Here is a 13,849-nt window from a genome sequence, read left to right as displayed (position 1 = left end):
TGCCGGTGCGGGACAAGGCAAGCACGCACCGGCATCGAAGGGGCGAACAGGGGGAATCCGACCGGTGCCCCCGCCGGAACCCTACTACGGCAGGACGCTGCGCTCCTCGGGGAAGTGGCACGCCGAGAAGGTCGCGCCGTGCGAGACCAGCGGCGGCTCCTCCGCGGCGCACACGTCCTGCGCCTTCCAGCAGCGGGTGCGGAAGCGGCAGCCCGAGGGCGGGTTGACCGGGCTCGGCACGTCGCCGGTGAGCACGATCCGCTGCCGCTGCCGTTCCTGCTTCGGGTCGGGCACCGGCACGGCGGAGAGCAGCGCCTGGGTGTACGGGTGGGTCGGCCGCTCGTAGATGGCCTCCCGGTCGCCGATCTCGACGATCTTGCCCAGGTACATCACCGCAACCCGGTGCGAGATGTGCCGGACCACCGACAGGTCGTGCGCGACGAACAGGTAGGCCAGGCCGAGGCGTTCCTGCAGTTCCTCCAGCAGGTTCACCACGCCTGCCTGCACCGACACGTCGAGCGCGGACACCGGCTCGTCCAGCACGATGAGCTTCGGGTCGAGCGCGAGCGCGCGCGCGATGCCGATGCGCTGGCGCTGGCCGCCGGAGAACTCGTGCGGGTAGCGGTTGCGGTGCTCGGGGTTGAGCCCGACCAGCTCCAGCAGCTCGTCCACCCGGTGCTGCACACTTTTGCTGTCGCCGCCCACGTTGTGGATGCGCAGCGGCTCCGCGACGACGTCGTTGACCTGCCAGCGCGGGTCGAGGGAGGCGTACGGGTCCTGGAAGACGATCTGCATGTCCCGGCGCAGCGGCCGCAGGTGCGCGGGCCGCAGCGTGGTCAGCTCCCGGCCCTCGAACCGGACCGACCCGGAGGTCGGCTTGTGCAGCTGCAGAATCGCCCGGCCGGTGGTCGACTTGCCGCAGCCGGACTCCCCGACCAGGCCGAGGGTCTCGCCGCGGTGCAGGTCGAAGCTGACCCCGGACACCGCCTGCACGTGGCCGACGGTGCGCGGGATGATCCCGCCGCCGCGCACGGGGAACGACTTGACCAGGTCGCTGACCTGCAGCAGCGGCGTGGACTCCGATTCGGGCGAGGCGTGCTTGCCCGCGTCCGGCGCGGTGTGGGTGTTCGTCATGCGGTCGAGTCCTCCTGGTCGTGCATCCGCTGCTCCACGACGGCGAGGTCTTCGGCGACCGGGAGCGTCGGGTCGGCCTCGGTGAGCGCGGCGGGGTTCTCCACCAAGCCGATCTCCTCGTGCTCGAACAGTGCCTGCGGCCGCGGCAGCGCGGCCAGGTGCTGCCAGCGGTGGCAGCGGGTGAGGTGGGTGTGCCCCTCGGTCTCGGTCAACTTCGGCTCGGACTCCGAGCAGGCGTCGATCACCAGCGGGCAGCGCGGCGAGAACGCGCAGCCGGCCGGGAGGTTGATCAGCGACGGCGGCGCGCCCTTGATCGGGGTGAGCCGCTTGCCGAGGGTGGCCGGGTTGGGCAGCGAGCCGAGCAGGCCGACGGTGTAGGGCATCCGCGGGTGCTCGAACAGCTCGTCCACCGGAGCCGACTCCACGACGGTGCCGCCGTACATGACCTGCACCCGGTCGACCATGCCCGCCACGACGCCGAGGTCGTGGGTGATCATGATGATGCCCGCGTCCGTCTCGTCCCGGATGCGCAGCAGCGTCTCCAGGATCTGCGCCTGCACGGTCACGTCGAGCGCGGTGGTCGGCTCGTCGGCGATGATCACGTCCGGGTCGTTGATGATCGCCATCGCGATCACCACGCGCTGGCGCATGCCGCCGGAGAACTCGTGCGGGTACTGCGAAGCGCGCCGGTCCGGCTGGGGGATGCCGACCAGTTCCAACGCCTCGATGGCCTTGGCCCAGGCGGCCTTCTTCGACACCGTGTGGTGCGCCCGGTACGCCTCGGCGAGCTGCCAGCCCATGGTGTAGACCGGGTTGAGCGAGGTCATCGGGTCCTGGAAGATCATCGCGACGCCGTTGTTGCGTACGCCCTGCATCTGCTTGTAGGACTGCCCGACCAGCTCGCGGTCGCGGTAGCGGATCGACCCGGTGATCTTGGCGTTGCCCGGGAGCAGGCCCATGATCGCCATGGACGACACCGACTTGCCCGAGCCGGACTCGCCGACGATGCCGAGCACCTCGCGCGGGCGCAGCGCGAAGGACACGTCGCGCACGGCCCGCACGGGGCCGTCGTCGGTGCTGAAGGTGACCGAGAGGTTCTCGACGGCGAGAACCGAGTCGGTGCGCACCTGGTCGTAGCTGACTTCGTCGTTGACGACACGGTTCATCAGGCACGCACCTTCGTCTGCCGCGGGTCGAACGCGTCGCGCAGTCCGTCACCGATGAAGTTCACCGCGAGCGAGAGCAGCACGATGATCACGAACGGGCCCCAGAACAGCCACGGCCGGTCCGTGATCTGGGAGTAGTTCTCGCTGATGATCAGGCCGAGCGAGGTGTCCGGCGACTGCACGCCGAGCCCGATGAACGACAGCGCGGCCTCGGAGAGCACCGCGGTGGCCACCGCGAGCGTGGCGTTGACCGTGATGCTGCCGATCATGTTCGGGATCAGGTGCCGGAAGATGATCCACCTGGTCCCGGCGCCCGCCGCCCGCGCGGCCTCGATGAACTCGCGCTGCGAGAGCGACAGCGTCTCGCCGCGGGTGATCCGGGCGACCTGCATCCAGGCGAACGCCGCCAGGATCAGCGCCACCACGTACCAGCTTCCCTCCAGCGCGTAGACCAGGATCGCCGCGATGGCGATCTGCGGGACGATCAGCATCAGGTCGATGAACCGGTTGATCGCGCTGTCGACCACGCCGCGCAGGTAGCCCGCGAGCGCGCCGACGACCACCCCGAGGAACGTCGAGCCGAGCGAGACGACCAGGGCGATCTGCACCGACAGCCGGGTGCCGCGGATGAGCTGCGCGAGCATGTCCTTGCCGGTCTGGATGGTGCCCAGCGGGTGCGCCGCGCTCGGCGGCTCGAACCGCCGCCCGGTGGTGTCGTCGACGGGCAGGCTCCAGAACAGCGGCCCGAGGTAGCCGAAGGCGACGATCAGCAGGAAGACGACCAGGCTGGCCACGGCCAACCGGTGGCGGAAGAACCGCTGCAGGATCAGCGTGCTCTGCTTGCGCGCCTTGGTGGCGTCGAACTCGCTGACCCGGGTGACCGGCGCGGCGCCGCCGGGGGGCAGCCCCGCGGGCTGTAGCGGGTTGAGGACTGGGGACGGGTCGCTAGGCAAGGCGGATCCTCGGGTCGAGGATGCCGTACATGATGTCGGCAACCAGGTTGAACACAACGACCAGCGTGGCGGTGACCATCAGCCAGCCCATCAGCATGTACGGGTCGAACGTCCGAATGGACTGCACCAGCAGGCTGCCCATGCCCTTCCAGCCGAACACCGTCTCGGTGATGATCGCGCCGGAGAACAGCGCCGCGGAGTTCAGCGAGAGCAGGGTCGTCACCGGGATCATCGCGTTGCGGAACGCGTGCCGGAAGATCACGCGGCGCTCCGAGAGGCCCTTGGCCTTGGCCGTGCGCACGTAGTCCGAGTGCAGGGTCTCCAGCATCGACGCGCGCTGGAAGCGGCTGTACGCGGCGAAGCTGATCAGCGTCAGGCTCAGCGTCGGCAGCAGATACGTGCCCGTGTACTTGAAGATCACCTCGCCGAAACTGCCATCGAACCCGCCCTCTGCCGGGCTGACCGTGCTCAGCCACCGATCGAAACCGAGGCTTTCGAGCAGGTTGTTGAACTTGATGCCGTAGCTCTTCAGGATCACCGCGACACAGAAGATCGGCATCGAGAACATCAGGAACGCGCTCGACGTCGCGACGTAGTCGAAGATCGAGTACTGCTTGACCGCGGCGAGCACGCCGACCGCGACACCCAGGACGATGGCCAGGATCTCCGCGCCGATGACGAGCCGCACGGTGATCCACAGGGCCCGCATGACGGAGTCGAAGATGTCGACCTTGGCCTGGCCGAGCGCGATGCTCTGGCCCCAGTCGCCCTGCAGGAAGTCGAGCAGCCAGTTCCAGTAGCGGACCACGACCGGCTGGTCGAGGCCGAGGCTGACCTCAAGAGACTTGATCTGCGCCTCGGTGACGCCGGGGCGCGCGCGCATCTCGGCCACCGGGTTGCCCGCGGACGCGACCATGACGAACGCGAGGAAGCTGCCGATCCCCAGAATGGGAACTGAGATCAGCAGCCGTCGAATGATGTAGCGAATCACGAGAGCTCCTCGGTGGGGCCCAGGCCGGGTGAGCCTGCTAAGTACTGCGCACGCCAGTGTGCCTCCGGCGGCGGCAGGTGCCCAAGAGCAGGGGCCGGACTTCTGGTCCGGCCCCTGCTCTTGTCGACCAGATCACGCCACCATCGGCGGCGGATCGACTGGTTAGTTGGTCTTGACCCACTCGTTGGCGTTCCACAGCGCGCCGTTGTACGACTGGAAGTAGACCTTGTCGATGCCCTTGAAGGCCCACATGTTCGGCAGCTGGTAGAGGGGCAGCGAGTAGTTGTCCTCCGCCATCATCTTGTCGGCATCCTGGTACGCCTTGCGGGCCGCGGCCTCATCGAGGTTGCTGCTCGCGTCGACGTACGCGGCGTCCACCTTGGTGTTGGTGTAGGCCGACCAGTTCTGGCCGCCACCGGTGGAGTAGATCGACTTCTGGCCGGACTTGAACGGCGCCGCGGACCACGCGAACAGCGCGATGTCGTAGTCGCCCTCACTGACCCGGGTGTCGAGGAAGTTCGGGTCGGTGTCGTCCACGATCTCCAGGCCCGCACCCTTGCACTGCGACTGGATGAGTTCGACGGTCTGCTTGCGGCGCGGGATGGCGGTGTGGCTGATCTTCAGCGTCACCTTCTCGCCGCCCTTGGTCGCGAAGCCGTCGCCACCGAAGGTGAAGCCCGCGGCCTCAAGGGTCTTCTTGGCCTCGGCCGCGTCGCCCTTGTACTGGGCGTAGTTGTCGGTGTAGCCCTCTTCGGCCTGGAAGAAGACCAGGCTGCCGAGCGGCTTCGCGCTCTCCAGCACCGGGCGGATGAGCTTCTCGGTCAGCTCCTCACGGTTGACGCACTGCATGAACGCCTTGCGAACCGCGCCGTCGGAGAGCCACTTGTTCTTGAAGTTCAGGTCGAGGTGCTCGAAGGCCAGGCCGTTGGACGCGCCGAAGGTCACACCCTGCGAGGACAGGTTGCGCAGCCGCTCGGCGGCGTTGGCGTCGGGCTGGGCCATCGAGTTGACCTGGACGTCGCCGTTCTCCAGCGCCTGGGCCTGGGCGACCTGGTCGGAGATGCCGCGCAGGACGATCTTGGCCGGGCCGCCGGGCTTGCCGACCCACTTCGGGTTGCGCTCCAGGGTGACGGAGTTGTCCTGCTGGAAGGCGGTGATGACGTACTGCGCCGACGACGGCATGAGCGCGGCGTCGAAGCCGTTCCACTTCGTCTTCCAGAACTCGGCGACCTTGGCGATCACGGCCGCGTCACCGCCGGTCGGGAGCACCTTGGTGATGTCCTCGACGCCGGTGCCCTTTTCCAGGATGTGCGCGGGCATGATGTCCGTCGCGAGCCCGAAGAGGCTCTTGTAGTCCGGGAACGGCGTGCCGAAGGTCGTGACGACCTCGGTCGGCTTGGCGCACTCGACCTTGTCGATCTGCTCGTAGCCGGTGGTGCCCGCGGCGGTGAACAGGTCCTTGTCCTCGGCGTCCTTCGTCTTGCCGGTCTGGCTGAGCCAGGCAAGGTAGAAGTCGTCGCAGTCCCACGCCTCGCCGTCGGACCAGGTGACGCCCGGCTTGATCTTCCAGGTGATGACCTGCGGAGACTTCGAGGTGACCTCGACGGCCTCCATCACGTCCTTGTTCAGCAGGACCTTGTTGTTGCCGTCGAGCAGGTAGGCCCCGGACAGCACCTTGATCAGCGCGAACGTGTTGTAGGAGTTGTTCGCGTCCGCGGCGGAGTTGTTGTACGCCGTGAACGGGTTGTCCGTCGACACGACGAAGGTCTCGTTGGACTGGGCCACCTCGGGGGAGGTGTACTCGTCACCCGATTCGCCCTTGGCGATGGCCATGGCCGCGACGTCGCCCGTCGGCTCGGCGGCACCGCCACCGCCGCCGTCACTGTTGGTCGAGCCGCTGCAAGCGCTCAGCACGAGCGACGTGGCCGCGACCGCGGCCACTGCCGACAGAGTGGATCTCTTAATTGACACGTGCCCTCCTAGCACGGGGCCCCACCACAACCGAGCCGGCTGGGCTGCACCCTTACCCATCACGCCCCCAACGACCGTTGGGCGGCGCACTAGGTGGGCACGCTAGGAACGAAAAGAGGTTGCGGTCACGCCTGGGAGGTCGATCGTGACCAAAGGGTGACAACCGGACAGCATGGTGCAACGCGACTGTTACCAGTGCGTACGCACCGCATTTCACCAGTGACGTTGAGTGATCGCGGTCACTGTGTGGCGCGCCGCCACTCGGCCGCGCCCGCGAACGGCCCGACGAGCGGCGGACCGGGGGTCACCCCGGTCATCTCCCGGCGGACGACCAGCTCGTCAGCCTCCTGGTAGAGCGGGAGCGCCACGAACCGGCTCCAGAGCACCGGCTCGACCAGACCGAGCGCGTCAGGCAGCGACATCGCCCCGGTCAGCGCGGCATCGATGGTCTGCTGCACGTCCGGGTCGCAGAAACCCAGCGGGTTCGCGGGCCGCGGCAGCGCCGCCTCGGCGGTGCTCGGCGCGCAGCCGAACCGGGTCGCGAGCACCGTCGCCGGGTCGCCGCCCGCGGGCTGCGGGGCGAGCACGATGTCGATGCGGTTCACGGCGTCCAGCGGCACGGGGGCGTCCGCCGGGCGCGGCGCGAGCAGCTCGCTGAACAGCTCGCCCGCGTCCGGGGTGACCAACTGCGACTGCACGCCGCCGACGCTGAGCTGGCGCTGCAGTTCGCGGGCCATCGCCAGGTAGGTCGGGTGCTCCGCGGGGGTGGCGATCACCAGGTTGAGCGGGGTGGCGCCGAACGCCCAGCTCCCGTTGACCAGCGTGAAGCCTGCCTGGGTGAGCAGGCTCGCGGCGAGCACCGGGTCGGGCACCTTCGGCGTGCCCGCGGGGACCGTGGCCGCGTACCCCGGCGCGGTGGGGGCGAGCACGTGGGCGTCGGCAGGCAGAGCGGCGGCGGGACCACCCTCGGCACCCACCGTGACCAGCGCGGACCGGTCGACCAGGGCGGCCACCGCGGCCCGGATGCGGGAGTCGGCCATCGCGACACTGACCGGGCGCAGCAGCACGGTCGCCACCGTCGAGCGGGGCACGGTCCGCGCGGTCGCCGTGGGCCGCAGCCCGGTCACCGCGGTGACGCCCTGCGCGTCGAGCGTGGTCAGGGCGAGCTGGCTGTGGCCCGCGCGCAGCGCGCCGGTGATCCCGGTGAGGTCGCCGCGGCGCAGGATGATCCGGTCGAGGGGGGCGGGGGTCGCCCAGTAGCGGTCGTTGCGCTCCAGCACGACCTCGCCGCGGTCGCGGTCGAGGTTCTTGACCGAGAACGGGCCGCCGGTGACCGGGAAGTTCTCCCGCAGCACGTTCGCCCAGCCGCCGGGGATGTCCTTGAGCAGGTGCGCGGGCAGCAGGCCGGAGAACAGCGACCGCCAGCCCGGGTACGGCTTGTCGAAGGTGACCTCGACGACCCGGCCCGCCTCGCGCGCCGAGATGTTGTCGATCAGTCGGTAGCCCGGGCCGTCGATCACGCCGGGCGCGCCGCGGAGCTGTTCCCACAGGTAGACGAAGTCCTCGGCGGCGATCGGCGCGCTGTCCGACCAGGACGCCTCGGGCCGCAGCCGGTAGGTGACGGTGTACGGCTCGGCCTTGGTGACCTCGGCGGACACCATGACCGTGCGGTCGAGCTGCGGTGTGCCGTCGGGCGCGGCCCGGAACACCGACGGCAAGAGCATCTGCGACAGCGCCGTCGTGACTGTCGACTGGTCGGCAAGCTTGTGCGGGTTGTAGCCGCCCTGCACGCTGTCGACGCCGACGACGGCCTCACCCGGGTTGACCGGGCGGGTGGGCTCGGTGCGCGCGATCTCGGTGGTGACCAGCGGCGGCGGGGGCGCGTTCGTGCAGGCGGACAGGCAGACGGCGGCGGTCGCCACCGCCATCACGGCTCCCCAGCCCGTTCTCCGCACGAAATCCACCTCCCCAAGGTGACCCGGACATGCTGTCAGACACCATGGAGTGTCCCGTCACCGGTTTGAGTTACCCGATCCGATGACGCACGGGCAGTGCCGGGGGTTCCCCGACACCGCCCGTGTGATTCGCGTCAGTTCTGGTCGCGCGCCTTCTCCCGGGAACGGGTGCGGCCGCGGGTGGTGGAGTCCAGGATGACCTTGCGCACCCGGACGAACCCCGGCGTGACCTCGACACACTCGTCGCCCGCGCAGAACTCCAGCGCCTCCTCCAGGCTCAGCTTGCGTGGCCGGGCCAGCGTCTCGAACACGTCGGCGGAGGAGGAGCGCATGTTGGTGAGCTTCTTCTCCTTGGTGACGTTGACGTCGAGGTCCTCGGCGCGCGGGTTCTCGCCCACGACCATGCCCTCGTAGACCTCGGCACCCGGCTCGACGAAGAACGTGCCGCGGTCGGCGAGCTGCAGCATCGCGTACGCGGTGACCGGGCCCTGCCGGTCGGCGACCAGCGAGCCGGAGTGCCTGCTGCGGATCTCGCCCGCCCACGGGTGGTAGCCCTCGAACAGGGCGTTGGCGATGCCCGTGCCGCGGGTCTCGGTGAGGAAGTCGGTGCGGAAGCCGATGAGGCCGCGCGACGGGATCACGTACTCGACCTTGATCCGGCCGGTTCCGTGGCCGCCCATGTGCTCCAGACGGCCCTTGCGGCCCGCCAGGAGCTGCGTGACGGCGCCCAGGTACTCCTCGGGGGCGTCGACCGTGAGCCGCTCGAACGGCTCGCACAGCTTGCCGTCGACGGTCCGGGTGACCACCTCGGGCTTGCCGACGGTCAGCTCGAAGCCCTCGCGGCGCATCTGCTCGACCAGGATGGCCAGCGCCAGCTCGCCGCGGCCCTGCACCTCCCAGGTGTCCGGGCGCTCGGTGTTCAGCACGCGCACGCTGACGTTGCCGACCAGCTCGCTGTCGAGCCTGCCCTTGAGCATCCGGGCCGTGAGCTTGCTGCCGCCGCTGCGGCCTTGCAGCGGCGAGGTGTTGACGCCGATCGTCATCGAGATGGCGGGCTCGTCGACGGTCAGCCGGGGCAGCGGCTGCGGGTTGTCGAGGTCGGCCAGGGTGTCGCCGATGGTGATCTCCGGGATGCCCGCGATGGCGACCAGCTCGCCCGCGCTGGCGGTCTCGGCGGGCACCCGGTCGAGAGCCTCGGTGACCAGCAGCTCGGTGATACGGACGTTGGCCACCGTGCCGTCCTCGCGGCACCACGCCACCGTCTGGCCCTTGCGGATGCGGCCCGCGTGGATGCGGCACATCGCGATGCGGCCGAGGAAACTCGACGCGTCGAGGTTGGTGACCAGCGCGCGCAGCGGGGCGTCGACGTCGGCCTTGGGCGCGGGGACCTTGTTCATCAGCAGGTCGAACAGTGGGTCGAGGTTCTCGCTGTCGGGCATGCCGCCGTCGGCGGGCTGGGTCAGGCTGGCCCGGCCCGCGCGCGCGGAGGCGTAGACCACCGGCAGGTCGAGCACGGAGTCGTCCAGGTCGTCCAGCTCGGCGGCCAGTTCGAGCAGCAGGTCGTGGGTCTCCTCGACCACCTCGGCGATCCGGGCGTCCGGGCGGTCGACCTTGTTGACCACGAGCACCACGGGCAGCCGCGAGGCCAGCGCCTTGCGCAGCACGAAGCGCGTCTGCGGCAGCGGGCCCTCGCTGGCGTCGACCAGCAGCAGCACGCCGTCGACCATGGACAGGCCGCGCTCGACCTCGCCGCCGAAGTCGGCGTGGCCCGGGGTGTCGACCACGTTGATGACCATCGGGCCGTCGGGGGTCTGGCGGCGCACGGCGGTGTTCTTGGCGAGGATCGTGATGCCCTTCTCGCGCTCCAACTCCCCCGAGTCCATGACCCGGTCGACGAGTTCGGCGCGGGCGGCGAACGCCCCGGACTGGCGGAGCATGGCGTCGACCAGGGTCGTCTTGCCGTGGTCGACGTGCGCGACGATCGCGACGTTGCGGATGTCGGTCCTGGTCAGCTCGGCGCTGACGGTCGCTGTGGGCACGCGCGTGCTCCTGGTTCCTTCTCAGACGTTGAGGGGCAGCCCGCAGACGCATGTCAACGCTGATGGGGGCTCCCGCGCAGCCGGACGAGCTGCTACTGGCTCGTCCAGGATACCTGGGCCCTCGATGTGAGCAGCACCACGCCACATGATCTAGGAAGGTTAACCTATCCTAAGGCAACGGTTCAGCTCACGGACGGAGTGGCGACATGGGCTCGAAGAAGTCGAAGACGCCCGCGGACGCCGTGAAGAAGCTGATGAAATCGGGCAAGGTCAAGAAGAAGTGCTGCCGGTCGTCGTCGCGGTGCGCGAAGTGTCCGATCCTGGCCCTCAAGCGGGTGAAGGCGGAGTTCAAGCGGGCCGCTTGATCTCTTGTCGCCGGTTCGCCGCGCGCGCTAGCGTGGCACCGTGCGAATTCTCGACGTGACCAGGTGGTGGGCCGCCGACCGGTGGCCGTGACACCGGTGCGTTGAGCACCCCCTCAGGCCGCCCGCTCGGGCGGCTTTGTGCTGTTTCGGGCGGCGACCGCACTCTTCGGTGAAGGAGAAGCCCGAGATGACCCGCCTGTCCGGCATCACGCCGTCCGGCCACGCCCACATCGGCAACCACCTGGGCGCCATCCGGCGGTGGGCGCGGCAGGGCCGCCCCGGCGACCTGTACTTCGTCAGCGACCTGCACGCGATGACGGTGTCCTACAACCCCGCGCGGTTGCGCAAGCTGTCGCGGGAGCTGCTCGCGGTGCTGGTGGCGGCCGGGATCGAGCCGGACCAGGTGTTCGTCCAGTCCGACCTGGTGCGGGAGGTGGGGGCGCTGACCTGGGTGCTGGAGTGCGCCTGCTCGTTCGGCGAGGCGGCGCGGATGACGCAGTTCAAACAGAAGTCGGAAGGCCAGGGCATGGTGCGGCTCGGGCTGCTGACCTACCCGGTGCTGATGGCGGCGGACATCCTGTTGCAGGGCGCCGCCGAGGTCCCGGTCGGTGACGACCAGGCCCAACACGTCGAACTCGCCCGGAGCCTGGCCCGCCGCTTCAACACGACCTACGGCGAGGTCTTCACGGTGCCCGAGGCGGTGACGCCGCCGACCGCGGCCAGGGTGCGCGACCTGTCCGATCCCGGCCGGAAGATGTCGAAGTCCACACAGGACTCGGCGGGCGTGGTGTTCGTGCTGGACGAACCGGACCTGATCCGCCGCAAAGTCCGCCGAGCCGTCACCGATAGCCTCGGCCGGGTCGAGTACCGACCGCAGGAACAGCCCGGATTGGCCAATCTGGTCGAGATCCTGTCGGCGTGCGTGGGCAAACCCCCGCGTGAGGTGGTCGCCGGTTTCTCGTCGTACGGGGAGCTGAAGGAGGCCGTGGCCGACGCGGTGATCGAAGAACTGCGGCCGCTGCGGGAGCGGGCGTCGGCCCTGCTGGCGGACCGGGCGGAGCTGGACCGGATCCGCAAAGCAGGCGCCGAACGGGCGACCGAACGCGGCGCCCACCGCCTGTCGTCAGCGCTTCGCCTGGCTGGCGTCGGCTGACTTTTCGTTGGTGCCGCCCGGTTTCAGTGCGGCCGGGCGGCGCACCGAAGGTCGATCACCCGTCGGCCCGGAGCAACCTGGCGATCGCGGGCAACAGCACCCGATCGGCGGGAAGCCAGGGGACCGTGTGCAAAGCGTCTTCCGTCAGCCACCGCACCGCCTGGTGGTCGTGCGCACGCGGCTCCCCCCGCGCCATCCGCGCCGCGTACACCCGCAGCACCAAGTCGTTTCGCAGCGCCACATCCGGTCCGGTCATCGTGGTTGCGACCACCTCCACCCCCAGCTCCTCACGGCACTCCCGCGCCACCGCGTCCACATCGGACTCCCCCACCTCGACGCGGCCCCCCGGCAGCTCCCACATCCCCGCCACCTCGGCCGGGTATGCCCGCTGCTGCACCAGAACCCGCCCGTCCCGCACGATCGCCGCCCCCACGACCACCCGCGCCGTCGCCAGTTCCAACGCGCGGGCCGACACTCGCTCCACCAGCCCCGCCAGCCAGGCCCGAGGCAGGCGCCCCGAGCACGTCACCGAAGAACCCGCCCCGGCCCGCGCCACCCGAACCCGCAGCGCGGCAGGGAATCCGGCCACCGACACCGCACACAGGCCATCCGTGTCGAGATGGACGATCCGCAGCCGCGACCACCCGAGCCGAATCTCGTCCCCGGGCGCAACCAACCGGCGAGGCTGCCGCAGCCCCAAGACATCCGACTCACTCAGCGCCGCCGACACCGCCCGAACCGACGCCTCGACCACACCCCCGCACGAACTTCCCCGCCCAGCCGACACCACACCCCCAACCCGAATCTCCGCCCCAGCCCCCACGCGATTTTCTGCCCCCAAGTAGCACCACAACCCCCACCCGTCCACTGGGGGAACGGCCCTGCGCCAGTCTATCGGTGATGGGGCGGGTCGGGGGTGAGGGCGCCAAAGCTGTGGATGGATGAGCAGGGTGTGGACAAGGCGGCGACGCGGTTGGGACGTTGCGCTGCGCCCCTGCCGCGTCGTGTCGGTCAGGTGGTCAGATTCCACGTGTGTTCGCTGTCGGGACTGTCCAGCCACACCCGTTGCGTGGTCGGTGTGGCCGTCAAGCCGAACCGGTGCCAGGCGGGGGCACCCATCGTCGCCCACTCGTCGTGCGCTAGTTCCACGTCGGCCCACAGGTCACGCGGTCCCGCGTGCCGCACCCGGTACCGGCCCGGCTCGTCGGCCGTCCGGTCCACCGAGCACCACGACCCGTCCCGGTTGGTCAGGCACGTTTCCGTAGGCGTGCCGTCGTCAACCGTGAGGGTGTGCAGTGTGCTCGGTGGTAGTCGGAACTGAGCCAGGAACCGGAACCCGCCGTCCAACTCCAGCGGGTCCACGGTCGTGGTGCGTTCATCGCCGCCTGACCGGTCCACGGTGGGCCACGACTGCCCGACGCTGGCCGCGTCGTGTCGTAGCGCCATGAACCGCCCGTACCAGTCGAGGAACTTCCCTTCCGCCACCAGTTCGTGACCCCGGCGCAGCAGCACGAGGTTGCCCGCGCTCAACTGGCCTTCCACGTCCACCAGGATGAGACCACCGGGCGCGGTCTGTTCGATCCACTCGCCGGGGATGGCGGCCACCGAACAGGTTGCGTGAGGTCGGCCCGAGGCGCCCTGCTGGTGTTGCCACCAGTGGGTTTCCTCGGACCGCCTCCCGAACCCGCCGTGCCTGTCTCCAGGCAACGGGCTCTCCGCAAGCCCCGATGAGGGTTGTTCGGATTCTCAGATGGCTGCGACCTGCCACGGGTTCGGAATCGCTGCTCCCCGGTACCGGTATCGCGTCGTGCGCACCTTCCCCGGATCGAACAGCGTCCGACGATCCGAAGCAGGCCACGTGCCGCCCGCGCAGTAGCGTCGGCGGTAGTGCTTCCACGTGAGTCTCGGGTGTTTCCGATACAACCATCTGAGGACACGTTTCCAGACGTAGTCGCTCAGATAACCGAAGGTCGCACTCGAAACTCCCGGACGAAAGGGCGGGGTCAATTAGTCATAGCGACATCTTGATATGATGTTGCCCGACTGATTGATGGAGTGAATGTGGCGCGCGGCCAGTTGTTATGTTTGGAAGAGCGGGAGATTATCTCTCGGGAGTTGAGTC

12 protein-coding genes are annotated in these 13,849 nt (G+C 69.3%); 2 read left to right on the top strand and 10 right to left on the bottom strand.

Annotated elements, in window-relative coordinates; translation table 11 throughout:
• Positions 1–84: 84 nt before the first annotated feature.
• The 7 genes from ACT4N7_RS28230 to typA form a co-directional block, all read right to left on the bottom strand.
• Entirely contained in the window at positions 85–1,134 is a 1,050-nt protein-coding gene (locus ACT4N7_RS28230) for an ABC transporter ATP-binding protein (RefSeq protein WP_444831917.1), read from the bottom strand.
• Complete coding sequence (locus ACT4N7_RS28225) at positions 1,131–2,300, bottom strand: ABC transporter ATP-binding protein (protein ID WP_444831916.1); 1,170 nt, start codon at positions 2,298–2,300, stop codon at positions 1,131–1,133. Before ACT4N7_RS28225 ends, ACT4N7_RS28230 begins: the two co-directional genes overlap by 4 nt.
• Positions 2,300–3,205: an ABC transporter permease gene (locus ACT4N7_RS28220; RefSeq protein ID WP_444831934.1), complete on the bottom strand. Its 906-nt coding sequence runs from the start codon at positions 3,203–3,205 to the stop codon at positions 2,300–2,302. Before ACT4N7_RS28220 ends, ACT4N7_RS28225 begins: the two co-directional genes overlap by 1 nt.
• Before the next feature lie 40 nt (positions 3,206–3,245).
• Entirely contained in the window at positions 3,246–4,244 is a 999-nt protein-coding gene (locus tag ACT4N7_RS28215) for an ABC transporter permease (protein ID WP_444831915.1), read from the bottom strand.
• 162 nt (positions 4,245–4,406) lie between these two features.
• Complete coding sequence (locus ACT4N7_RS28210) at positions 4,407–6,185, bottom strand: ABC transporter family substrate-binding protein (RefSeq protein ID WP_444831914.1); 1,779 nt, start codon at positions 6,183–6,185, stop codon at positions 4,407–4,409.
• A 269-nt stretch (positions 6,186–6,454) separates the two neighbouring features.
• Positions 6,455–8,143: an ABC transporter family substrate-binding protein gene (locus tag ACT4N7_RS28205; RefSeq protein WP_444831913.1), complete on the bottom strand. Its 1,689-nt coding sequence runs from the start codon at positions 8,141–8,143 to the stop codon at positions 6,455–6,457.
• Positions 8,144–8,304: 161 nt separating this feature from the next.
• Positions 8,305–10,209, bottom strand: a complete 1,905-nt coding sequence (gene typA, locus ACT4N7_RS28200) for a translational GTPase TypA (protein ID WP_444831912.1) — start codon at positions 10,207–10,209, stop codon at positions 8,305–8,307.
• 206 nt (positions 10,210–10,415) lie between these two features.
• Between typA and ACT4N7_RS28195 the strand changes: the two genes are divergently transcribed.
• Together ACT4N7_RS28195 and trpS are read left to right on the top strand one after the other, a co-directional pair.
• Positions 10,416–10,574, top strand: coding sequence for a hypothetical protein (locus ACT4N7_RS28195; RefSeq protein ID WP_444831911.1), 159 nt, complete (start codon positions 10,416–10,418; stop codon positions 10,572–10,574).
• Between the two features lie 187 nt (positions 10,575–10,761).
• Positions 10,762–11,727 carry a tryptophan--tRNA ligase gene (gene trpS / locus ACT4N7_RS28190; protein ID WP_444831910.1) on the top strand — a complete coding sequence of 322 codons (966 nt, stop codon included), beginning with the start codon at positions 10,762–10,764 and terminating at the stop codon, positions 11,725–11,727.
• Positions 11,728–11,782: 55 nt separating this feature from the next.
• Here trpS and ACT4N7_RS28185 read toward each other — a convergent pair whose 3' ends face one another.
• The 3 genes from ACT4N7_RS28185 to ACT4N7_RS28175 form a co-directional block, all read right to left on the bottom strand.
• Positions 11,783–12,403: a (deoxy)nucleoside triphosphate pyrophosphohydrolase gene (locus ACT4N7_RS28185; RefSeq protein ID WP_444831909.1), complete on the bottom strand. Its 621-nt coding sequence runs from the start codon at positions 12,401–12,403 to the stop codon at positions 11,783–11,785.
• Positions 12,404–12,738: 335 nt separating this feature from the next.
• Positions 12,739–13,332, bottom strand: coding sequence for a hypothetical protein (locus ACT4N7_RS28180; protein ID WP_444831908.1), 594 nt, complete (start codon positions 13,330–13,332; stop codon positions 12,739–12,741).
• A 141-nt stretch (positions 13,333–13,473) separates the two neighbouring features.
• Positions 13,474–13,734, bottom strand: a complete 261-nt coding sequence (locus tag ACT4N7_RS28175) for a group II intron maturase-specific domain-containing protein (RefSeq protein ID WP_444831907.1) — start codon at positions 13,732–13,734, stop codon at positions 13,474–13,476.
• Positions 13,735–13,849: the final 115 nt, after the last annotated feature.

The sequence above is a fragment of the Actinokineospora sp. genome (assembly GCF_052390155.1).
Lineage (GTDB): Bacteria > Actinomycetota > Actinomycetes > Mycobacteriales > Pseudonocardiaceae > Actinokineospora.
This window is presented reverse-complemented; position numbering and strand designations above follow the sequence as displayed.